17 protein-coding genes are annotated in these 21,985 nt (G+C 62.9%); 7 read left to right on the forward strand and 10 right to left on the reverse strand.

Annotated features, from left to right (window positions below):
• Positions 1 to 131 precede the first annotated feature (131 nt).
• Positions 132 to 740, forward strand: coding sequence for a YqgE/AlgH family protein (locus E5X88_RS19085; protein ID WP_292163958.1), 609 nt, complete (start codon positions 132 to 134; stop codon positions 738 to 740).
• A 202-nt stretch (positions 741 to 942) separates the two neighbouring features.
• On the opposite strand, the gene E5X88_RS19090 is transcribed toward E5X88_RS19085, so the two are convergent.
• From E5X88_RS19090 to thrC, 4 genes are read right to left on the reverse strand one after another with little or no spacing between them, the layout of a single operon-like run.
• Positions 943 to 3,831, reverse strand: coding sequence for an EAL domain-containing protein (locus tag E5X88_RS19090; protein ID WP_292163959.1), 2,889 nt, complete (start codon positions 3,829 to 3,831; stop codon positions 943 to 945).
• A 3-nt stretch (positions 3,832 to 3,834) separates the two neighbouring features.
• On the reverse strand, positions 3,835 to 4,431 hold the full coding sequence (locus E5X88_RS19095; RefSeq protein WP_292163960.1) for a GNAT family protein: 597 nt from the start codon (positions 4,429 to 4,431) through the stop codon (positions 3,835 to 3,837).
• Between the two features lie 15 nt (positions 4,432 to 4,446).
• Complete coding sequence (locus E5X88_RS19100; protein ID WP_292163962.1) at positions 4,447 to 5,739, reverse strand: pitrilysin family protein; 1,293 nt, start codon at positions 5,737 to 5,739, stop codon at positions 4,447 to 4,449.
• A 14-nt stretch (positions 5,740 to 5,753) separates the two neighbouring features.
• Positions 5,754 to 7,151, reverse strand: a complete 1,398-nt coding sequence (thrC, locus tag E5X88_RS19105) for a threonine synthase (RefSeq protein ID WP_292163964.1) — start codon at positions 7,149 to 7,151, stop codon at positions 5,754 to 5,756.
• A gap of 128 nt (positions 7,152 to 7,279) precedes the next feature.
• On the opposite strand from thrC, the gene E5X88_RS19110 reads away from it, so the two are divergent.
• Positions 7,280 to 7,954 carry a hypothetical protein gene (locus E5X88_RS19110; RefSeq protein WP_292163965.1) on the forward strand — a complete coding sequence of 225 codons (675 nt, stop codon included), beginning with the start codon at positions 7,280 to 7,282 and terminating at the stop codon, positions 7,952 to 7,954.
• Between the two features lie 40 nt (positions 7,955 to 7,994).
• Here the strand turns inward: E5X88_RS19110 and E5X88_RS19115 are convergent, their stop codons facing one another.
• Positions 7,995 to 8,684 (reverse strand): HAD family phosphatase, encoded by a 690-nt coding sequence (locus tag E5X88_RS19115; RefSeq protein ID WP_292163967.1) that lies wholly within the window; start codon positions 8,682 to 8,684, stop codon positions 7,995 to 7,997.
• A gap of 171 nt (positions 8,685 to 8,855) precedes the next feature.
• On the opposite strand from E5X88_RS19115, the gene E5X88_RS19120 reads away from it, so the two are divergent.
• Entirely contained in the window at positions 8,856 to 9,989 is a 1,134-nt protein-coding gene (locus E5X88_RS19120; RefSeq protein ID WP_292163969.1) for a site-specific DNA-methyltransferase, read from the forward strand.
• A 66-nt stretch (positions 9,990 to 10,055) separates the two neighbouring features.
• On the opposite strand, the gene E5X88_RS19125 is transcribed toward E5X88_RS19120, so the two are convergent.
• Both E5X88_RS19125 and mutY read right to left on the reverse strand, forming a co-directional pair.
• Positions 10,056 to 10,667 (reverse strand): HAD family phosphatase, encoded by a 612-nt coding sequence (locus tag E5X88_RS19125; protein ID WP_292163971.1) that lies wholly within the window; start codon positions 10,665 to 10,667, stop codon positions 10,056 to 10,058.
• A gap of 51 nt (positions 10,668 to 10,718) precedes the next feature.
• Positions 10,719 to 11,831: an A/G-specific adenine glycosylase gene (gene mutY, locus E5X88_RS19130; protein WP_292163973.1), complete on the reverse strand. Its 1,113-nt coding sequence runs from the start codon at positions 11,829 to 11,831 to the stop codon at positions 10,719 to 10,721.
• Positions 11,832 to 11,885: 54 nt separating this feature from the next.
• Here mutY and E5X88_RS19135 point away from each other — a divergent pair, with 54 nt between their 5' ends.
• From E5X88_RS19135 to E5X88_RS19150, 4 genes are all read left to right on the forward strand, one after another.
• Positions 11,886 to 12,383 carry a DUF721 domain-containing protein gene (locus E5X88_RS19135; protein WP_292163975.1) on the forward strand — a complete coding sequence of 166 codons (498 nt, stop codon included), beginning with the start codon at positions 11,886 to 11,888 and terminating at the stop codon, positions 12,381 to 12,383.
• 133 nt (positions 12,384 to 12,516) lie between these two features.
• The gene (locus tag E5X88_RS19140) at positions 12,517 to 13,269 is read left to right on the forward strand and encodes a DsbA family protein (protein ID WP_292163977.1); all 753 of its coding nucleotides are present in this window, start codon (positions 12,517 to 12,519) and stop codon (positions 13,267 to 13,269) included.
• 93 nt (positions 13,270 to 13,362) lie between these two features.
• Positions 13,363 to 16,821: a chromosome segregation protein SMC gene (smc, locus tag E5X88_RS19145; RefSeq protein ID WP_292163980.1), complete on the forward strand. Its 3,459-nt coding sequence runs from the start codon at positions 13,363 to 13,365 to the stop codon at positions 16,819 to 16,821.
• A 118-nt stretch (positions 16,822 to 16,939) separates the two neighbouring features.
• Positions 16,940 to 17,926: an NAD-dependent epimerase/dehydratase family protein gene (locus E5X88_RS19150; protein ID WP_292163981.1), complete on the forward strand. Its 987-nt coding sequence runs from the start codon at positions 16,940 to 16,942 to the stop codon at positions 17,924 to 17,926.
• A gap of 630 nt (positions 17,927 to 18,556) precedes the next feature.
• Here the strand turns inward: E5X88_RS19150 and E5X88_RS19155 are convergent.
• Genes E5X88_RS19155 through E5X88_RS19165 form a run of 3 tightly spaced genes read right to left on the reverse strand, consistent with a single transcriptional unit; the run spans position 18,557 to position 21,568 of the window.
• Positions 18,557 to 19,321 carry an ABC transporter ATP-binding protein gene (locus tag E5X88_RS19155; RefSeq protein ID WP_292163983.1) on the reverse strand — a complete coding sequence of 255 codons (765 nt, stop codon included), beginning with the start codon at positions 19,319 to 19,321 and terminating at the stop codon, positions 18,557 to 18,559.
• A gap of 1 nt (position 19,322) precedes the next feature.
• On the reverse strand, positions 19,323 to 20,456 hold the full coding sequence (locus E5X88_RS19160; RefSeq protein WP_292163985.1) for an ABC transporter permease: 1,134 nt from the start codon (positions 20,454 to 20,456) through the stop codon (positions 19,323 to 19,325).
• The gene (locus tag E5X88_RS19165; RefSeq protein ID WP_292163986.1) at positions 20,453 to 21,568 is read right to left on the reverse strand and encodes an efflux RND transporter periplasmic adaptor subunit; all 1,116 of its coding nucleotides are present in this window, start codon (positions 21,566 to 21,568) and stop codon (positions 20,453 to 20,455) included. The genes E5X88_RS19160 and E5X88_RS19165 overlap by 4 nt, the downstream gene beginning before the upstream one ends.
• Positions 21,569 to 21,985 lie beyond the last annotated feature (417 nt).

Consider the following 21,985-nt stretch of genomic DNA (forward strand, 5'->3'; position numbering starts at 1 on the left):
CCCTTAATGGCTGCACAATGATCTCATGGCGTCGCTGTTATCATATTTGCGTGACCTTAGATGCGCGCCGGAGACCAAATCACGCGCTGTGCATCTTTTCGACGCTCCGGAAACGCGTTACGCTCTTACTTATGGACTTGTTGCGCCACAAGAAGATGGTCGCGGGACGCGGCTTTCTCGACGATCAGTTCCTGATTGCCATGCCTGGCATGAAGGACGACCGCTTCACGCGCTCCGTCATCTACATTTGCGCGCATAGCGATGAGGGCGCGATGGGCCTGATCATCAACCAGACGCAGCAGATGCTGTTTCCGGATCTGCTCGTGCAGCTCGGCATCATGAACGAACAGGAGGCGATCCGCTTGCCCGCGCACGCCCGCGATTTCGTCGTGCGTAACGGCGGACCAGTGGACCGCAGCCGCGGCTTCGTGCTGCATTCGGGCGACTACCGCGTGGAATCGTCGCTGACCGTCTCCGACGACATCTGCCTGACCGCGACCGTTGACATATTGCGCGCCATTTCGACGGGCCGTGGACCCCGGCATGCGCTGATGGCGCTTGGCTATTCGGGCTGGGGCGCCGGCCAGCTGGAAAGCGAGATCGCCGAGAATGGCTGGCTGACCTGCCCGGCAAATGCCGAGCTCCTGTTCGATGCAGACATCGAGCGCAAATACGACCGGATTCTCGCTTCGATCGGTATCGACCTCGCGCATCTCAGCCTGGCGGCCGGTCACGCCTAGCGCATGACCCCGAATCGGAGGTCCGCGTCAGCGAAGATCGGAAACCGGCTTTTGCTGGGGATCATGCGCAAAATCAAAATTTCACAGCGTCCTTTTGAGCGTCCGAAAAGACGCGCGGCGCTGAGTGCACGTCACCCAAAGCAAGCCCTCGGTCTTGAACCGAGGATGCTCAAAAGTTCTTGGGACAACGAAAGGTACGAAATCAGGCCCGAGTCAGCGGATACTGTTCCTTCAACGTCTTCAGCACCTGATCGCCGGGCATCGGCGCGCCGAACATAAAGCTCTGCACATATTCGCAGCCCATCTGGCGCAGTTCGAGCGCGTCGCTTTCGTCCGAAATGCCTTCGGCCACGACTGAAAGGCCGAGTTCATGCGCCATGTTGACCATGGATCTGAGCAGCACCGCGCGCTTTGGTGTCGCGTCGTCGACGAAGCTCTTGTCGATCTTGATCGTGTCGAAGGGGAAGCGCGTCAGGTAGGCCAGCGATGAGTAGCCGGTGCCGAAATCGTCCAGCGACAGGCCGATACCAAGCTTCTTCAGTTTGGTCAGCACATGGGCTGTCTGCTCGGGATTGTCCATCACCAGCGATTCGGTGAGTTCGAGCCGGAAGCAGCGCGGCTTCAGATTGGCCCGCGCGATCACCGAGCGGACGTCGCTGACCAGATCGCGACGGATGAGCTGGCGGCTGGACAGGTTGACCGAAACCGACAGCGGCGCGTCTCCGATCTGCTTTTGCCATCCCGCCAGATCTTCGGCGGCCTGTTGCATGGCGAACAGGCCAAGCTGCACGATCAGGCCGCAGCTCTCGGCGACCGGGATGAAATCGCCCGGCGGGATCATGCCGCGGCGCGGATGGTCCCATCGCAAAAGCGCCTCGAAGCCGGCAACGCTGCCGTCTTCCAGCCGCACGATAGGCTGGTAGGCGAGTGTGAATTCGCGCCGTTCGATGGCGCGGCGCAGGTCGGACTCGAACTGCAGCCGGTCGGTCCCGACAGTGCGGAAGGCGGGCCGGAAGGGCTCGATCCTGTCGCCGCCGAAACGCTTGGCCTGGTGCATGGCAAGCTCGGCATCCTTGACCATGTCCTCGGCCGAACTCTGCGCCGAGGTCCAGGTGACCAGCCCGATCGAGGCGGTCAGCATGATCTCACGCTTGGCGAAGGTGATCGGCTTGTTGATCGCATGCTTGATGGCGTCGGCAACGGCCGCGATGCGGGCCGGATCCTGTTCGGAAAGCAGCATCAGCGCGAACTGGTCGCCGGCAAAGCGCGACAGCGAATCCTTTGGCTTGAGCAGCCGGTGCAGCCGGCGCGCAATGGTGAGCAGGATGGTGTCGCCGGCCGAGATGCCGAGCCCGTCATTGACCTGCTTGAAGCGGTCGATATCGATGACGAAGACGGTCGGACGCACCTTCTCTTCTGTGCGCGCGATCGAGATGATCGCCTCCAGCCGGTTCATCAGCAATTCCCGGTTCGGCAGGCCAGTCAGATTGTCATGCACGGCATCGTGCAGAAGCCTGTCCTCGGACTTCTTCTGCTCGGTCACGTCGACCATGGTGCCGACGCAGCGGATGACCTCGCCGTCCGATCCGATCACCGGCCGGGCGCGCAGCGAAAACCAGTGATAGTGCCCGTCGGCGCCGCGCAGGCGGAAGTTCTGCGACACCCGGCCGCGCCGGTGTTCGAGCACCACGTCGAGCGTGGTACGGAACGTGTCGCGATCGTCGGCGTGCAGTACCGGCAGCCAGTTGCGGGCAGCCCCGCCCAGACTGTCGGGCGCAAGGCCCAGCTGGATGCTGACATCCGGCTTGGTGACGACGCGGTCGCGCATCACGTCCCAGTCCCACACTGTGTCGCCCGATCCGGCGACGGCCAGCGCCTGCCGTTCGAGATCGGAGAACAGGCCCTGATGCAGCACGCCGCCAGCAAAGGCGTGCTGCATGACGGTGAAACCTATCAACAGGATGATGAGGATCAGCCCGCCGCCCAGCGCCGGCTGGGCGATGTCGTTGTCGAGCATGCCGGTGACCGCCATCCATGACCCGCATAGCCATAACAGCACCATCACCCAACTGGGCACGAGCATGATGGCACGGTCGTAGCCGCGTATACCCAGGAAGACGATCAGGCCAAGTCCGGTCAGCACGGTGGCGGCGAAGGACAGCCTGGCGATGCCTGCGGCGACCGCCGGATCGACGATTGCAACGCCTGCGATCAGCACCAGCCCCAGTATCCAGACCAGCGCGCCGTAGCTGAAATGGCCATGCCATCGGTTGAGGTTGAGATAGGCGAACAGGAACACCACGAATGTCGCCGCAAGCGCCACCTCCGTTCCGGCTCGCCAGATCTGCTCGTTGCCGGGCGATATTTCCAGGACCTTGTTGAGAAAGCCGAAATCGATGCAGATATAGGCGAGCACGGCCCAGGCGAGTGCTGCGGTTGCGGGGAACATCGAGGTCCCCTTGACGACGAAAAGGATGGTCAGGAACAGCGCCAGAAGGCCGGCGATGCCGATGACGATGCCGCGAAACAACGTGTAGGAGTTGACCGAATCCTTGTAGGATTCCGGATCCCATAGATAAACCTGCGGCAGTTTGGGCGAGGCAAGTTCGGCAATGAAGGTGACCACCGTTCCGGGATTCAGCGTCACACGGAACACATCGGCGTCAGGGCTGGTCCGGCGGTCGAGCGCGAAGCCCTCGCTGGGCGTGATCGCAGCAATGCGGGTCGAACCGAGATCCGGCCAGAAGATGCCGGAATTCACCAGCCGGAAATGCGGTGCGACGATCAGCCTGTCGAGCTGCTGGTCGGTGGTGTTGGCAAGCGCGAACACCGCCCAGTCGCCGGTCGAGCGCGCATCATTGGCCTCGACCTCGATGCGCCGCACGATGCCGTCCGGTCCCGGTGCGGTCGACACCTGGAAGTTCTCACCCTGGTTGCGGTAGATTTCGACGGCGCCTGAAAGGTCGAGCGCCACGTCGTCGCGAGCGATCTTGATCGGTTCGACGGCGAAGGCCGAGGACGCCACGCAAAGCGTAACGATTGCCGTCAGGACAAAGGCGAACAGCGACCCGATTCGCAGGAAATTCGTCAAAAATCAGTCCTTCGTTCCCGCGCCCGGCGGATCGTCCTCGATCCGGGCGTAGAGGTAATGGTCCTGCCAGATGCCGTTGATCCTGAGATAGGATCGCAGAAGTCCTTCGCGCCGGAATCCGGCTTTTTCAAGCACACGGATCGACCGGGCGTTGTCGGGAATACAGGCAGCTTCGATCCGGTGCAACCTCAGCGCATCGAAGGCGAAGCGCACCACCACCTTGACCGCGTCGGTCATCAGGCCGCGGCCGCTGTAGCACTCGCCGATCCAGTAGCCGATATGGCCGCTTTGCGCGACGCCATGGCGGATGTTGCCGAGGGTGATTCCACCGACAAGCTTGCCGCTGCTTTTCTCGAAGATGAAGAAGGCTATGGCCGTTCCCTGCGCGTAATCTTCGCGGTAGCGGCTGAGGCGATGCCGCCAGGCTGTGCGCTCGAGTTCGTCGGGGTTCCAGCGCGGCTCCCACGGCTCCAGGAAGGCGCGGCTTTCCCCGCGCAGCGCCGACCATTCGCGATAGTCGTTGGTCAGCGGCACGCGCAGCGTGACCTGGTCGCCCTTCAGTGCCGGCAGGTCGCGGCGGAAAAAAGGGAGCGCGAACATGACGCTTTGATGGACTTAGACGGCGAGCTTTCGGGCCGTGGTCTGCGTGCCCGAAAGCGACTCGAGGATCGCCTCGTAGGGAGCCAGCGTACCCACCGGTCCGACGGCAGTCAGCGTGGGCGTGGTCGAAAACAGCCGCGACGACAGGTCCGTCAGCCGCTCCACCGTTAGCGCCGCAAGCCGTTCCATCAGCTCTTCCTTGGCGATCGGCCGGCCGAACAGAAGCATTTGCCTGGCGATCTGCGAGGCGCGGCTGGCCGGGCTTTCAGCGGACATGATCAGGCCTGCACGGTACTGGGCGCGTGCCCGGTCTAGTTCCTCCTGCAGGATGCTCTCTCCGGCCTTCTGCAACTCCTCGATGACCACCGGCACCAATTCGGCGATGTCGCTCTGCCCGGTCGCGGCATGGACGCCGAATATACCGGTGTCGGAAAATCCCCAGTGGAAGGCATAGACCGAATAGCAAAGCCCGCGCTTTTCGCGGACCTCCTGGAAAAGACGTGACGACATGCCGCCGCCAAGGATCATCGACAGAACCTGCGAGGCGTAGAAGTCGCGTACATGATAGGCGCGGCCCTCGAACCCCAGCACGATCTGCGCGTCCATCAGATCGCGGTCCTCGCGGAAATCGCCGCCGATATATTGCGCATATTGTGGCATCGTGTTGTCGGACTTGCTGCGGAAACCGCCGAGATGCTTCTCGACCTCGCGCACGAAATTGTCATGCTTGATGTCGCCGGCGGCGACGACCACCATACGCTCGGCGCCGTACTGCCGTTCGATGAACTTGTGCAATTGCTTCGAGGTGAAGGATTTGACGGTCTCCGGCGTGCCGAGGATGGAACGGCCGATCGTCTGGTGGCGGAAGGCTGTCTCGGTGAAGCGGTCGAAGACGACGTCGTCGGGCGTATCGTGCGCGGCGCCGATCTCCTGCAGGATCACATGCTGCTCGCGTTCCAGTTCCTGCGGGTCGAACTCGGATTCCTGCAGGATGTCGGAGAGGATATCGACGGCCAGGGGCACGTCGTCGCTCAGCACCCGGGCATAATAGGAGGTGGTCTCGACACTGGTGGCGGCATTGATCTCGCCGCCGACATCCTCGATTTCCGAGGCGATCTCGAAGGCGCTGCGCCTTCTGGTTCCCTTGAACGCCATATGTTCAAGCAGGTGGGCCATTCCGTGCTCTTCGTTACGCTCGTTGCGGGCTCCTGATTTGACCCAGGCGCCAAGAGCGACGGATTCGAGGCTTGGAAGGGTTTCGGTGGCGACTGTCAGGCCGTTCGACAGACGGCTTACCTCAACACCCATATAGCAAATACTCCCTAACTTGCCGCCCGCGTGTGACGGCTAACATAATCTTCCACCATTTTCAGGTCGGATGGAAGTACCGTGTATTTTTCCTCGGCGCTCATCAACCCGCCTAGCCATGCGGGCAGGGCAGGCGACACGCCGCTGGCGGCTTCGACGGCGGCCGGGAACTTTGCCGGATGGGCGGTGCCCAGCACCACCATGGGCACGGCTTTGGTGGTCTTCGCGACTGCAACATGCATGGCTGCGGCCGTGTGCGGGTCGAGCAGATAGTCGCTGGCTGCGAGCGTCGAGTGGATCGTGGCGGCCACTTCGTCCATGGTCGAACGGCCAGCATCGAATTCGGAGCGGATCCTGGCGATCTCGTCCGCTTCGATGGTGAAGGCGCCGGACTGCTTGAGGCCGCTCATGTAGCGTCGCACCGTCGAGGCGTCGCGGCCGGCCGCCTCGAACAGCAAGCGCTCGAAATTCGACGAGACCTGGATGTCCATCGATGGCGACGTGGTCGAAAAGACGTCCTTCGTGCGGTACTCGCCGCTCGACAGCGTGCGCGCCAGGATGTCGTTGTCATTGGTCGCGATGATCAGCCGCTCGATCGGCAGCCCCATCTTCTTGGCGGCGTAGCCGGCGAAGATGTCGCCGAAATTGCCGGTCGGCACCGTGAAGGAAACCGGCCGGTCGGGCGCGCCGAGCGACAGCGCCGATGAGAAATAATAGACGATCTGGGCCATGATGCGGGCCCAGTTGATCGAATTGACCCCGGACAGCGACACCCGGTCGCGAAAACCGTGATCGTTGAACATGTCCTTCACCAGGCCCTGGCAATCGTCGAAATTGCCCTCGACCGCCAGTGCATGGACGTTTGCGGCGGTGGATGTCGTCATCTGCCGTTGCTGCACCGGCGAGACCCGGCCGTGCGGGAAAAGAACGAAGATGTCGGTGCGGTTGCGCCCGGCAAAGGCATCGATAGCGGCCCCGCCTGTGTCGCCGGACGTGGCGCCGACGATGGTGGCGCGCTGGTCGCGTTCGGCAAGAACATGGTCCATCAGCCGGGCAAGAAGCTGCATGGCCACGTCCTTGAAGGCAAGCGTCGGGCCGTGGAAGAGCTCCAGGACGAAAATGTTCGACCCGGTCTGCACCAGCGGGCAGACGGCTTCGTGACGAAAGGTCGCATAGGCTTCGCGCACCAGGCGTTCGACGACCGGCATCGCGATCTCGCCGCCGAGAAACGGCGACAGCACGCGGATGGCGAGCTCGGGATAGGTAAGGCCGCGCATGGCGCGGATCTCGGCCGCCGAAAACTGCGGCCAGCTATCAGGCACATAAAGCCCGCCATCGCGCGCCAGTCCCGCCAGCACCGCGTCGGAAAATCCAAGCACGGGCGCTTCCCCGCGGGTACTCACATATCGCATCGTCACATGTCCATTGCTGCCGGGCGGTTTCGTCCGCGGCAAAGTGGTTAATTTCCGCGCTTGCTCAGTCGCATTTTTGCCGCGCGGTTGATATACGTCACCCGCTTTGCGAGAGGGAAGTGCAGTTCATGGCGTTTCAATCATTCAATGGTCGTTTTATCGCGGGTCTGGCGCTCACCGGCTTTATGCTTGCCGCCGCCGGCTGCCAATCAGGCGGCAATGGCATCCTCGGCTTTGGAAAGAAAGACACGACGCCGCCGCCACCGCGCGATCCCAAGGTCCTCGCCAGCCAATTGCTGGCCTATTGTCCGAAAGTGACGCTGCGCGACGGCACCGCCTTCTTCAACACCTACGCCAAGGGCAGCCAGAAGCCCAAGAAAAAAGCTGCGGCTCAGGACGCCGAAGCTGCTGCACTTGACCCAAGCATCGACCAGGAGGACGATTCCGCGAAGGTCATCTACCAGGCATCGATCACCGATGTGACCCGCGACTGCAACCGTGCGAATGGCTCGCTGACGATGACGATCGCCGTCGCCGGCAAGGTCGTTCCGGGACCGATGTTCAGCCCGGGCACCATCACCATGCCGATCCGTGTCGCCGTGATGCGTGGCACCGAGGTCCTTTACTCGCAGCTTCACAAATATCAGGTCCAGGTCACTGATCCCTCGAGTGCCACCCAGTTCGTCTTCACCGATTCGAATGTTGTCGTTCCCGAGCCAACCGCGCAGGACTATCAGGCGTTCGCCGGCTATGACGAAGGCCCGCCGAAGAAGACCGACAAGAAGATTGCCGCCGCGCAATAAGAGGCCGCATTGGAGGAGAGCGTCGAGTTGGACGCGCTCCTCACGCATCCGCCGACCATTCCGACAGGGCCGCGATCACGCTTTTCAGTTCCGCCCAACGGCGGATGACCGTTTCGGCGCCGGCCTCGGTCAGCGCGTCGGCCTGCCCGGGATAGCTGTGCGCCCCTCCCGTGAAGCCGATCACACGCATGCCGGCTGTCCTGGCGCCGGTCACGCCATGGACGGAATCTTCGATGACGAAAGTATTCGCCGGGTCGGCCTTGAGCTTTTCCGCGGCAAAGAGAAACACGTCGGGCGCCGGCTTGGATTTTCCGCTCGGTGTTTCCAGCGCCGAAAAAATATGGCCGGCGAAAAACGGCAGCAGATGCACCTTCTCCAGCATGAACTCGATCCGCTCGGTGCGCGAATTCGAGCAGACGCAGCGCGGTGCCGTCACGGCGGCGACCGCCTCGCGCACCCCCTCGACGGCGCGCACGTCGCTGCGCAGCTTGCGGTCGACCAGGTCTTCGGCTCGATCGATCAGCGAAGCCTGGAACGGGATGCGAGACTTCTCTTCGACCCGCATCATGATGTCCTTGAACGTCAGCCCGGCATAGGTTTCGGCAATCTCCTCGGCCGATATCTCGTAGCCGGCCAACGTCAAAAGCTCGGCTTCGATGCGCGCGGCGATGATTTCGGAATCGACGAGCACGCCGTCGCAATCGAAGATGACAAGGTCTGGTTGGGGCATGGCAATCCGGAAAACGGGAGGGAGGCTGAGATACTCAGGCGGCGCGGCATACACCAACAGGCCGGCCTTCGCAAATTACCTAAGGTCAGAATTCTCATCCTTCACCGAATATTTACGCTGATCGGTAACCATAACAGGGAGTAAACAGTAACGCGTGCTTTGGGTGTCACAATGTCTGCCGTGCGTCTTCTCGACGAGCTTTCCCATGCTCCCCAGCAATCCGAATGGCTGGATACGATCCTGAAGGGCGACTGTGTCGCCGCGCTCGACCGGCTACCCGAAAAATCCGTCGACGTGATCTTTGCCGATCCGCCCTACAATCTGCAGCTCGACGGCGATCTGCACCGGCCCGACCAGTCCAAGGTCGATGCCGTCGACGACGATTGGGACCAGTTCGCGAGCTTTGAGGTCTACGACGCCTTCACCCGCGCCTGGCTACTGGCGGCGCGCCGCGTGCTGAAGCCCAACGGCACCATCTGGGTCATCGGCTCCTACCACAACATTTTCAGGGTCGGCGCCAAGATGCAGGATCTGGGGTTCTGGATCCTCAACGATGTCGTGTGGCGCAAGACCAATCCAATGCCGAATTTCCGCGGCCGCCGCTTCCAGAACGCCCATGAGACGATGATCTGGGCCTCGCGCGACCAAAAAGGCAAGGCCTACACCTTCAACTACGAATCGCTGAAGGCGTCGAACGACGACATACAGATGCGTTCCGACTGGCTGTTTCCGATCTGCACCGGCAGCGAGCGCCTGAAGAATGAAAATGGCGACAAGCTGCATCCGACGCAGAAGCCCGAAGCGCTGCTCGCCCGCATCATGATGGCCTCGACGAAGCCCGGCGATATCGTTCTTGATCCCTTCTTTGGCTCCGGCACCACTGGCGCGGTGGCCAAGCGTCTCGGCCGCCATTTCGTCGGCATCGAGCGTGAGCAGGTCTATATCGACGCCGCCAACGAGCGCATCGATGCAGTGCGGCCGCTGGACGGCGCTGATCTAACCGTGCTTACCGGCAAGCGCGCCGAGCCGCGCGTCGCCTTCGTCAGCCTCATAGACACCGGGCTGATGGCCCCGGGCGCCACGCTCTATGACGCCAAGAAGCGCTGGGCCGCCAAGGTGCGCGCCGACGGCACGGTGGCGATCGGCGACAGTGCCGGGTCGATCCACAAGATCGGCGCGCAATTGCAGGGGCTGGACGCCTGCAACGGCTGGACCTTCTGGCACTATGAGCGCAGCGGCGGCCTGACCCCGATCGACGAGCTTCGCCGCATCGCCCGCCTCGGCATGGAGCGGGCAGGGGCCTGACGAACGGATCTTACGTATCTGCCGTGTTAAAGCGAATTATCAATCAGCCTGTCGAAGTGATTCAAATCACGCTCTGATCCCCAGGCGATCGAGGTCCGCTCCAAGCGTCTTTGCATCGATGAACAGCACGGCCTGCCAGCCGGCCGCCTTGGCACCGTCGACATTCTTCGGGCTGTCGTCGATGAACAGCGTGGCCGCGGGCTCGAGGCCGAATGCGGCGACGTGATAGTCGTAGATGCCGCGATCCGGCTTGATCATGCCGACCTCGCCCGAAATGGTCACTCCGCGCGGACGGTTGAGAAAGTCGAAACGCTGCCGGGCTTCGGCAAACGTGTCGGTGGCGAAATTGGTCAGCATGGTGACGTCGTGGCCGCTCTCGATCAGGCCGATCATGATGGCGACGCTGTCGTCATAGGCGTGGGGCACCATCTCGTGCCAGTAGCGACGGAAATTGCGGATGTTCTCCGCGTGATGGGGGTGCTGTGCGATTGCCAGCGCCTCGGCCTCTTCCCAGGTCCGGCCTCGATCCTGCTCGATGTTCCAGTCATGCGTGCAGACATTGTCGAAGAACCATTTCCGCTCTTCCGCGTCGGGGATCAACCGGCTGAAGGGTAAGCTTGGATCGTAGCGGATCAGCACCCTGCCGATGTCGAAAACGATGTGGCGGATTTCTGTCATTCTTGTCCTCGTTCAATGCAATTCAACGCGGGGCGATTCAATGTGAGTGATTCAATGTGCACGCTGTTTCTTCGTCGCACCCGGTATCGCCGCTTCGATTACCTTTTTCATGACAGTGGGCAGCGCTTCGCCGGAAATTTCTTGGGCCAGCGACCAGAAATGCCCCACGGGCGCGGCGCCATCGGTCATTGTTTTGAAGACGTCGAGTTCGAGCGCGAAATGGGTGAACACATGGCCAATCCGCCCGGCAAGTCGCCAGTCGCCGGGGAAGGGTGCCGCCGCGTCGGTGGTGGCGCCGTCGACCCGCGCGGTCCAGCCGGATGTCGGCACCTCGGTCATGCCGCCGAGCAGGCCTTTGTCCGCGCGCTTGCGCAAAAGGATGGCGCCGTCAGCCCTCAACGCAACGAAGGCAGCCCCGCGCCGCAATGGTTTCTCGCCCTTCGGCAGGCGGACCGGGAAATGCTCGGGATCGCCGGAAACAGTTGCGCTGCAATCCTCGCGCAGCGGGCACAGCATGCAGCGCGGCCGGCGTGGCGTGCAGATCGTCGCGCCCAGATCCATCATCGCCTGGGCGAAATCGCCCGGTCTGGTCCCTGGAACCATGCGCTCGACATAGGCGCGGATGTCGCCCTTGGCTTCGCTCAGCGGCGTGGCGATCGAAAATAGCCGGGAGACGACCCGTTCGACATTGCCGTCGACGACCGCGGCGGGCTCGTCGAAGGCGATCGCCGCGATCGCCGCCGCCGTGTAGGCGCCGATGCCGGGCAGCGCTCTCAGACCCGCTTGCGTATCGGGAAAACTGCCGCCTTGCCGTGCGACGAGATCGGCGCAGGCCTTGAGATTGCGCGCGCGGGAATAATAGCCGAGCCCGGCCCAGGCCTTCATGACATCCTCGGTCTGTGCCGCGGCCAGCGCATTGATATCGGGCCATTTCTGGACAAAGGCCCGGAAATAGGATTTTACCGCTTCGACCGTGGTCTGCTGCAGCATGACTTCCGAAAGCCAGACGCGGTAGGGATCGGGCCGCACGCCGCGTGCCAGCTCGCGCGGTGCGATGCGCCACGGCAAGTCTCGGTGGTGCGCGTCGTACCAGACAAGCAGGCGCGCCGCGATCTCGCCGCGATCTCCGGATGCAGTCTTGCGGGTCTGGTCGTGCAGTGCCATTGATCGAGGACTGGCCTAACCGATGAAGTGGTGAAGGTCGACTGGAGAACGCACATGGCAGGGAAAAGGCCCTTCGGCAATCCCGTTCCGGTGAGCGATCTCGCAACCGAGATCCTCGATCCGGTGTTGCGCAAGCGGGCCGGCATGTCGATCGGGCTCGTCCAGTCATGGGAGGAGATTGCCGGGCCGCGGCTCGCCGGCTGCTCGCGCCCTGAAAAGATCCAGTGGCCGCGCCGCATGCATGAAGACGATCCGTTCGAGCCGGCGGTGCTGGTCATCGCCTGCGAGGGCATGGCTGCGCTCCATCTGCAGCACGAGACCGGCGAGATCATCAACCGGGTCAACGCCTTTCTCGGCTTCAACGCTATCGGCCGGATCAGAATCGTGCAAAAGCCGGTGACAGCGGACAAGAGGCGGCCTAAACCAAGCTTGCGACCGCTGACCGTGGCTGAGAAAGCAAAACTGTCGGGCACTGTCGGACTGATCGAGGATGACGGGCTGCGCGCTTCGCTGGAGCGGCTCGGCGCCACAATTCTCGGCCAAAAGAAGTGACAAACTCGCGCTTTCGTGATCGCGTCCACAAGGTTTGGCGATTGGAATGGGGACGGCGATGCCTTAATTCGCGCCAACTCTCGCCTTTTCTAGCCTTTGCATTGCAAAATCCAACCATTGTCAGGTGATTCGTATGAACCGTCCCCCGTTTGGCAAAAGCTTGTCCCGCAGAAACCTCCTGTCTTCGCTGGCGGCCATTCCGGCGGTGGTTCTGCTCGCCGCATGCAGCGACTCGGGCGAAAAACCCGTGGCGCAGGATGCCGAGCCTGCGGCCCCCGCCGATCCGGCTAAGCCGGCCACCCCGGCTGCTCCGGCCGCCGCCAAGGCGCCAGAAGCTCAGGGCACGGTGGATATGGCGGCATTGCTGAAGCCCGGCGCACTGCCCGACGCGCAACTGGGCAAGGACGACGCGAAGGTCACCATCGTCGAATATGCCTCGATGACCTGTCCCCATTGCGCGCATTTCCACGAAACCACACTCCCGGAGCTGAAGACGAAATATATCGACACCGGCAAGGCTCGCCTTATCCTGCGCGAATTTCCGTTCGACCCCAGCGCCGAGGCCGGTTTCATGCTGGCGCGCTGCTCCAAGGACAATTATTTCCCGATGGTGGACGTTCTGTTCAAGCAGCAGGCGAACTGGGCGGGTGGTGGCAATGTCAAGGACGCCCTGCTGCAAATCTCCAAGATGGCCGGTTTTACACAGGAGTCCTTCGAGGCCTGCTTGACGGACCAGAAACTTCTGGACGATGTGAGATCGGTCCAGAAGCGCGGCGCCGATGAATTCAAGGTCGACTCGACGCCGACCTTCTTTATCAACGGAAAGACCTACAAGGGGGCGCTGTCGATTGCAGAAATGTCGGCCATCATCGACCCTCTGCTCTGACGTTTCGGCAGCGCCGAAGCGGCCGCGCTTCGGCGCGCGCGGCTTTTTGTTGTGCCTCGGGTTCTTGCGAAACCCGTCTATGGGGCAGCGCGAATGAAGTTCTCGCGCCTCCGCCTGCTCGGTTTCAAGTCCTTCGTGGAACCCGGCGAATTCGTCATCGAACGCGGCCTGACCGGCATTGTCGGGCCTAACGGCTGCGGCAAGTCGAACCTTGTCGAAGCGCTGCGCTGGGTGATGGGCGAAAGCTCATACAAGAACATGCGTGCGTCCGGCATGGACGACGTCATCTTCTCCGGTTCGGGAACGCGTCCGGCCCGCAACACCGCCGAAGTCACGCTTTTCCTCGACAACAGCGACCGTACCGCGCCCTCCGCCTTCAACGATGCGGACGAGTTGCAGGTTTCGCGCCGCATCGAGCGCGAGGCGGGTTCGCTCTACCGCATCAACGGCAAGGAAGCCCGCGCCAAGGACGTGCAGCTGCTTTTCGCCGACCAGTCGACCGGCGCGCGCTCGCCCTCGATGGTCGGGCAAGGCCGCATCGGCGAGCTGATCCAGGCAAAGCCGCAGGCACGCCGCGCGCTGCTGGAAGAGGCGGCCGGAATTTCGGGTCTGCACACCCGCCGCCACGAGGCCGAGCTCCGGCTGAAGGCGGCCGAACAGAATCTGGAACGGCTGGACGACGTCGTCGGCGAATTGGAAAGCCAGATCGAAAGCCTGAAGCGTCAGGCCCGCCAGGCGTCGCGGTTCAAGAACCTGTCGGCCGATATCCGCAAGGCCGAAGCGACGCTGCTGCATCTGCGCTGGACGCTGGCCAAGACGCAGGAAGGCGAGGCGCGCTCGGCGCTGGCGATTGCCACGGCACTGGTCGGCGAGCGCGCCGCCGCCCAGATGGCCGCCGCCAAGGAGCAGGGGATCGGTGCCCACCGATTGCCTGACCTGCGCGATGCGGAAGCGGCCGCCGCTGCCGCTTTCCAGCGCCTGTCGATCGCCAAGACGCAGATCGAAGAAGAAGCAGGCCGCATCCGCGCCCGTCAGGACGAACTCGGCCGCCGGCTCCAGCAACTCGACGGCGACATCGCCCGTGAGGAGCGGATGGTCCGCGACAATGCGGATATCCTCGAACGCCTCGCTACAGAAGAAGCCGCCCTCAATACCGAGAATGCCGGCGCCGGTGAGCGCGAGGCCAGCACCCGCGCGGCTTTCGAACAGGCTGCGTCGACGCTTGCAGCGAGTGAAGCCAAACTCGCCGGGCTGACGGCCGAACGGGCGGAGGCCGCCGCCTCCCGCAATCAGATCGAACGAACGCTGCGCGACACCGCCGAGCGCCGCGACCGTTTCGCTCGCCAACTCGCCGATGTCGATCGGGAATTGTCCGACATCGCTTCCAGGGTCGCGGGCCTGCCCGATCCCGCCGAGAAGCGGCTTCTGGTCGAACAGGCCCTGGCGCTGCTGGAGGAGACCGAAGCCGCCGCCATTGCCGGCGAACAGGCTGTCGCCGAGGCGCGTGCGGCGGAAAGCGATGCCCGCCCGCCGGTTCAGGATGCAAAGGCCGAACTGGCGCGGATCGAAACCGAGGCCCGCACGCTGGCCAAGATCCTGAATGCCGCAAGCGGCAACCTGTTCCCCTCCGTCCTGGAGCAGATCAGCGTCGAGCGCGGCTACGAGACGGCGCTGGGCGCGGCCCTTGGAGAGGATCTCGACGTGCCGCTCGATCGCAGCGCACCGGTGCATTGGGGCCAGAGCGAGGTCCAGCCTGGCGACGACGCGCTGCCCGAAGGTATCAAGAGCCTTGCCAGTGTGGTCCGCGCGCCGGCGCAACTGGCCCGCCGATTGGCGCAGATTGGCATCGTCGAGGCCGGCGACGGAAAGCGGCTGCAGGCGCTGCTTGCTCCCGGGCAGCGGCTGGTCAGCCGCGAAGGGGCGCTCTGGCGTTGGGACGGATTCACCGCCAGCGCCGACGCGCCGACCGCGGCCGCGCAGCGACTGGCGCAGAAAAACCGGCTGGCTGAGCTCGACGCCGAGGCGGTCCATGCGACCCGCATCCTGCGCCATGCCGAAGAGGCTCTTGCCCATGCCGAGCAGGCGCTTGCCCAGGCGAGTGAGGCCGAGCGCTACGCCCGTCAGGCCGGCCGTGATGCCCAGCATGGGCTGGACGCCGCCCGCAACGCACTGGCCGAGGCCGAGAAGGCCGGCGGTGAGCTGTCGAGCCGACGCGCAGCACTTGACGAGGCGCGCGCGCGCATCGTCGACAGCCATGAAGAGACGGCGGCGGCTTTCGTCGAGGCGGAGATGCTGCTGCAAAGCGCTCCCGATCTCGGCGATCTGCAGTTGCAGCTCGAACAATCGGCCGCCAACGTCGCTCGCGACCGCGCCACGCTTGCCGATGCACGCGCCGTCCATGAAGGTTTGAAGCGCGAAGCCGAGGCGCGTATGCGCCGCCTCGACGCCATCGGCGCGGAACGCCGCAACTGGCTGGAGCGCGCCGAAAACGCCTCGACGCAGATCGCCGCACTTGGTGAACGCAAGGCGGAAGCCGAGGCCGAGCGCGAAAGGCTGGCCGACGCACCCGACGAGATCGACGCCAAGCGGCGCGCCTTGCTGTCGCAGCTTGCCGAGGCCGAAAGCCTGCGCCATGCAGCCGGCGATCGTTTGCAGGAGGCGGAGAACCGGCAGTCCGAACTGGACAAGGCCGCGACATCAGCGATCCAGTCGCTGGCCGAAGCGCGCGAATCCCGTGTCCGCGCCGAAGAGCGGCTGACCGCTGCCGATGAGCGACGGCTGGAGGTCGAGGCGCGCATCCAGGAGACGTTGAACACGCCGCCGCATCTGGTTATCCGCCATACCGGCCTGGAGGCCGACAGCCCGATGCCGGAAATGGCCGAGATCGAGCGTCAGCTCGACCGGCTGAAGATCGAGCGTGAACGGCTTGGCGCCGTCAATCTGCGCGCTGAGGAAGAACAGAAGGAACTGTCGGACCGGCTGGAGACCATCGTTTCCGAACGTGAGGACATCATCGAGGCCATCCGCAAGCTGCGGCAGGCAATCCAGAGCCTGAACCGTGAAGGCCGCGAACGGCTGCTGGCTGCCTTCGACGTGGTCAATGGCCATTTCCAGCGGCTGTTTTCGCATCTGTTCGGTGGCGGCACGGCGGAACTGCAACTGATCGAGTCCGACGACCCGCTCGAGGCCGGTCTCGAAATCCTTGCGCGGCCGCCGGGCAAGAAGCCGCAGACCATGACGCTGCTTTCCGGCGGTGAGCAGGCGTTGACGGCGATGTCGTTGATCTTCGCCGTATTCCTGACCAATCCGGCGCCGATCTGCGTGCTCGATGAAGTCGACGCGCCGCTCGACGACCACAACGTCGAGCGTTTCTGCAATCTGATGGACGAAATGGCCGCCACCACCGAGACGCGCTTCGTCATCATCACGCACAACCCGATCACCATGGCCCGCATGAACCGGCTGTTCGGGGTGACCATGGCCGAACAGGGCGTCAGCCAACTCGTCTCGGTCGACCTGCAGGCGGCCGAGGCCATGCGCGAGGCGAGCTGACGCGTTGACCGCACAGCTTGTCGGTAGCGCCTGTTGGGGCTTTCGGCTATAGCACGAACGGAATGGTCGGCTCCGTCCAATCGGATGACCAAACTGGCTATATGCATGGAGAACCTTGTTGCCTGTACTCGTCACCGGAGCCGCGGGGTTCATTGGCAGCCATGTTTGTCATCACCTCTTGAACAGAGGGGAAGCGGTCGTCGGCGTCGACAATATGAACGACTATTACGACCTGGCGCTGAAAAAGGGGCGGCTCGCCCGCCTTCAGCCCCGCAAGGATTTTTCGTTCCATCAGATCGACATCGCCGAACAGGGCGCGCTCGCTACGGCACTGGCAGGGCAAGACATAACCCGGATTGTCCACCTCGCCGCCCAGGCGGGCGTGCGCCATTCGCTCGACAATCCTAGGCTCTACGTCCGTTCCAATGTCGTCGGTCATCTCGAAGTGCTCGAATTCTGTCGCGCGCAGCCCGCATTCGAGCATCTAGTCTATGCCTCGTCGAGTTCGGTCTATGGCGGCAATCGCAAGGTTCCGTTCAGCGAGACCGATCAGGTCGACAGGCCCGTCTCGCTCTACGCTGCCACCAAAAAAGCCGATGAACTGATGAGCCATACCTACGCCCATCTCTTTGGCGTGCCGCTGACGGGCTTGCGGTTTTTCACCGTCTACGGTCCCTGGGGCCGGCCCGACATGGCCTATTGGATATTCACCAAGGCGATGCTCGAAGGCAAGCCGATCCGGGTGTTCAACGATGGCGAGATGTGGCGGGATTTCACTTACGTGGACGATGTGGTGCGGGCGGTCGTTGCCGTGCTCGACAAGCCGCCCACGGCCGACGTTCCGCCCAGCAGGATCTACAATGTCGGCAATAACCGGCCGGTGCGGCTGGCCGACTTCATCGACACTCTGGAAAAACTGCTCGGTGTAAAGGCCATCCGCCAAAGCGAGCCGATGCAGAGCAGCGACGTCGAGCGGACCTATGCGGACATGACCGCGTTGGAGCGGGATTTCGGCTTCAAGCCGAGCGTTTCGACGGAAGATGGACTGAAGAAGTTTGTCGACTGGTACCGGTCGGAATGGGCTGCGGGATCAACGACAAGGTGACTGCGGCCTGAGTGTCGTCGTTGCCCGCGCCATCTATGACCCCGGGGGCACCATACCAATGCCAACTTGCGCGCCGATGGGAGGCCAAGCCAGCCAGTGACCAGATGGCGTCGCGATCCCCGGCGATTGTCGAGCGAGGCATCGACCCGGCGCCGCCAAAAGTCTGGATATGTCCCTTCCACCCACTCCTAGCCCCCGAGTTCCAATTCTTCCCAACTTCCTAAAAATTTCCACTCACCTGAAAGACAGCGAGGGCGGTTCGGAGACATTGACTTGGGCATCGACGAAGAGATTCGGAAACTGCCGTTCCCTGATATCGAGCGGAAAGGGATCTGCACTGGTGCCTTCGGAGCGTCAGATTCAGGAAACCGCGGTCGACGAGTCCGACAAACTTGTTCCGTGCCGTGCGCTAGCATGTCTTCAACACGAAGCTGGCCCCGCCACGGGCAGCCTACCGTGCCGCAATACCGCCGCCACCAGATCAGGCGCCCGTTTGTCGTCGACGATATCCTTCACCAGGGAGCGGTGCCGAGCCTCGAGCCGTCAGAGGTCAAACATTGTTCCGGACGCCGTGCTGCGATATCGCAGTCTCGTGCAAACTACAGCAACCAGTGGCGCACCGGACACAGGTCAAATTCGCTCGCCGACATCCCCCGGTCCCACCATGATGGATTTCATTCCGTTGCTGGACATGGATTCGAGCCTTCCGTCGCGCAGGTTGAATATTCTGTCGAAGCGATCGAAGATCTTCTCGTCGTGGGTGACGGCTATGATCGCGGCATCGCGTTCAACGGCCACTTTGCGCAGGAGATCCATGACGATGCCAGCCCGTTTCGAATCGAGCGCCGCTGTCGGCTCATCCGCCAGGATGATGCGCGGTTGGTTGGCGAGGGCCCGCGCGATCGCCACACGCTGCGCCTCTCCGCCCGAAAGTTGTGCCGGCATTGAACTCCGACGGTTCCCGACCTCGAGATAGTCGAGCAGCTCCAGCGCCCTACGCCTGGCCTCGCGCGGGTCGGTTCCCGCCAGTTGCAGGACCAGGGCGACGTTATCGGTCGCGTCGAGGAAGGGCATCAGATTGTGGAACTGGAAGATGAATCCGATCTTGTCGAGCCGCAGCCGCCTCAGATTTGGTCGAACCCAGCGGCCATCCGTCAACACCACTTCGCCGTCGAGCTCCATCGAGCCCGAGGACGGATCGAGGATGCAGCCGATGATATTAAGCAGGGTGGTCTTGCCGGATCCCGAGGGTCCGAGCAGGGCAATGACTTCGCCTGCTCGGACGTCGAGTGATACATTGCGCAACGCATCGACGCGTGTTTCCGCCTCGCCGAAGTGCTTCGACAGGTCCCTGAGCCGGACGAGTGGGGGCTGGTTTGCTTTCTTGTCCGACACGCTAACCTCCGAGGGCCGTGGCGGGGTCAATCCTGAGGGCTGCGCGAACGCCGAGCGCGCTGGCCAGCAGGCAGACGACGATGACGATCGCGCCTAGCGCCAAGACGTTGTCGGGCTCGAGGACCACGCGACGGGGGAAATAGTCTTTGATGCTGGCGATGAGCGTGGCGCCGATTGCAAACCCGATCGAACCGAGGGCCAGCGCCTGCTGCACGATCATGCCGATGATCGTTCGATCCGGCGCCCCGATCAGCTTCAGCGTAGCGATTTGCTTGAGCTTCTCCATCGTCATCGTGTAAATAATGAGCGCTATGATGACTGCGGAGACGGTGAGCAGAAGCGATGTGAAGAGACCGATCTGCCTGCGCGCCCGATCGACGAGTGAGCGTGTCAGGATCAGTTCCTGGGCCTCCTGCGTCACAGCCGCCAGATGTTTCCACCTGCGTACTGTCTCGGCCACGGCATCGGGCGAAGCGTTGGGGTGGAGGCGGGCCACGACCGCGTTGACGGTGTCGCGGCCCGTGCTTCCTGTGCCGCGCGCCAGTTGTACGCGGGTTGCGGGCGGGGCAAGGTCGAACTGAAGTTTCTGCGCATCCTGCAGGGTTATGTAGACTGCCGGATCTCCGCCGGAACTGACTTGTTGGCGGGTCGATCCGACGACGGTGAAGGTGTCACGTCCGAGACGAACGCGGTCTTTCGGGACAAGCCCTGAAGAGCGATCGGCGACCATCTCGAAATGGCTGCGAGCGATCGCATGTCCTTCCTCGATCTCGGGTGGACCGCCCGGACGCGTCGGCTCATAGCCGATGACGTAGAGCCTTAGCTTTCGTTCTTGGTATTCGGCTTCGACGGTCTGGTAGGTGATGCTGCCGGCGGCGGCAACGCCGGCAATTCGGGCGATCGCCTCGCGTGTGTCGGCTGGTATACGGGAGGCCTCGGCGAACGGACCGCGTGTGTTCGCCTCGACCACCCACAGATCGATGCCTGGCGCGCGTGCGATGGTGAGTGCCTCGACAACAAGTCCCCTGTATATGCCAATCATTGCGAGAACCACGCCGAGCAGGAGGCCGAGCCCGACACAGGTAAGAAGGAACCGGCCCAGACCGTGGCGGATATCGCGATAAGCGAGGTTCAATTCCCGACTGCCTCCACCACGCGCGCAGAACGACCTTCGCGAAAGCCACTTACGATCCGCGCGACGACGCTGGCGCCGTGGGGAAGTCCATCGACGATTTCCAGTCGTGCATCCTCAGTCCGATGGCCGAAGCTGACAACGCGGGATCGCAGACGGCTGGATTCGACCGTCCAGACCGAGCCCTGCCTGCCGTCGAAACCTTGTACGGCCGCCTCAGGCACCAGCAGTGCCGCGTCGATTGTCGCAACCGTGATCCAGAACTCGACCTGCTCCCCGAGATAGACCCGTGGCGGTGGATTATCGCCCTTGATGAAGACGCGCCGTTCCTCGGTTACCCTGTCGCTTTCAAGCCCGATACGGACCACGCGTCCCGTGAATGCGTCCTGCGGACGCGAACGCAGCCGCGCGTCCACGCGCTGGCCTTCCTCGATGAACCCTGCGCGCGCTTCGTCGACATGGGCAAGGCCCCAGTAGGTGTCGGCAGCTATCAGCGTGAAGATCGGATCACCGGCTTTCACCACGGTGCCAATCTCCTTGTGACGGTCAATGACTATGGCGTCGTAGGGCGCTACCACCTTACGGTGGCGCAGCATGGTTTCCTCGAACCGCAATTGCGCTCCCGCATCGGCAAGCTGCGCTTGCGCGACCTTGATTTCGCTCGAAGCTACCGCGACGTCGGCTTCAGCGACGGCCTCGTCCATAAGCGCCTCCTCGGCTGACTGCCGAGACACCACACTCTGCCCGGCAAGCGACTGTTTGCGAGCATTCGCGTCCTTCTTCTGCGCTAGGATGGCTCGCGTCTTTCCGAGGTTGGCATTCGCCTTTTCGACGGTAGCTTCGGCAACGAGCAGGGCAGCCTTGGCCTTCTCCAACTTTGCCTGTTGCTCTCCCAGCGTCAGGCTTGCAAGCAGGTCGCCCTGTTGGACGCGATCACCCTCGTCAGCGTTGAGCTGCACCAGGGTGGCGCCAACCTCAAAGCCGATATCGGAGCGGATGCGCGCCTCGACAGTGCCAAGCCCGAAGACGCGGACGGGGACATCGTGTTCCTCCGCCACAATCTCGACGGCGACTGGACGCTGGTTGTAGAGGGCATACCCTCCAAAGCCGGTCAAAATAACTATGACCGCGACCAGCGGGTACAAAATTGCAGGCCTGCGGATCAAGGTAGCCACACCCGAGGTTTGATTTCTTTGCATGTTGAACCTCAGGTCAGTTCAGGCAGGACAAGCGTCCGGCCACTCCTACGCCTTCACTCGTTTTGCGACGTCAGCCGAGATAATCGTCGTGCCAAATCAAGTGTCACCACGCCTACAATTCGCACTGAGCCTTGGTGGTCATCCTATCTGCCAAGCGAAGCTCCATCTTTGATCTGCGACAAGTCGCAACCGCCACTCCAGCCGTTTCTGCGTTTTCAGGTGGGTCCAGCCCGGCTGGCGGTAGAAACAGCGTGTCGGACCTGGTCGAGGAAGGGTGTGCCGCCATTGTGGGTGATTTCGTGAAGAGCTTTCCAGGGGAATGACCCTTCCGGC

The sequence above is a fragment of the Mesorhizobium sp. genome (assembly GCF_004962245.1).
Taxonomy (GTDB): domain Bacteria; phylum Pseudomonadota; class Alphaproteobacteria; order Rhizobiales; family Rhizobiaceae; genus Mesorhizobium.

What these genes read in the sequence shown, in the direction of transcription:
- E5X88_RS19115 (WP_292163967.1), bottom strand. Translation starts at nt 8,684, where the DNA reads ATGCCCCAACCAGACCTTGTCATCTTCGATTGCGACGGCGTGCTCGTC.
- E5X88_RS19135 (WP_292163975.1), top strand. Translation starts at nt 11,886, where the DNA reads ATGGCAGGGAAAAGGCCCTTCGGCAATCCCGTTCCGGTGAGCGATCTC.
- E5X88_RS19110 (WP_292163965.1), top strand. Translation starts at nt 7,280, where the DNA reads ATGGCGTTTCAATCATTCAATGGTCGTTTTATCGCGGGTCTGGCGCTC.
- E5X88_RS19085 (WP_292163958.1), top strand. Translation starts at nt 132, where the DNA reads ATGGACTTGTTGCGCCACAAGAAGATGGTCGCGGGACGCGGCTTTCTC.
- E5X88_RS19100 (WP_292163962.1), bottom strand. Translation starts at nt 5,739, where the DNA reads ATGGGTGTTGAGGTAAGCCGTCTGTCGAACGGCCTGACAGTCGCCACC.
- smc (WP_292163980.1), top strand. Translation starts at nt 13,363, where the DNA reads ATGAAGTTCTCGCGCCTCCGCCTGCTCGGTTTCAAGTCCTTCGTGGAA.
- mutY (WP_292163973.1), bottom strand. Translation starts at nt 11,831, where the DNA reads ATGGCACTGCACGACCAGACCCGCAAGACTGCATCCGGAGATCGCGGC.
- E5X88_RS19120 (WP_292163969.1), top strand. Translation starts at nt 8,856, where the DNA reads ATGTCTGCCGTGCGTCTTCTCGACGAGCTTTCCCATGCTCCCCAGCAA.
- E5X88_RS19140 (WP_292163977.1), top strand. Translation starts at nt 12,517, where the DNA reads ATGAACCGTCCCCCGTTTGGCAAAAGCTTGTCCCGCAGAAACCTCCTG.
- thrC (WP_292163964.1), bottom strand. Translation starts at nt 7,151, where the DNA reads ATGCGATATGTGAGTACCCGCGGGGAAGCGCCCGTGCTTGGATTTTCC.
- E5X88_RS19125 (WP_292163971.1), bottom strand. Translation starts at nt 10,667, where the DNA reads ATGACAGAAATCCGCCACATCGTTTTCGACATCGGCAGGGTGCTGATC.
- E5X88_RS19095 (WP_292163960.1), bottom strand. Translation starts at nt 4,431, where the DNA reads ATGTTCGCGCTCCCTTTTTTCCGCCGCGACCTGCCGGCACTGAAGGGC.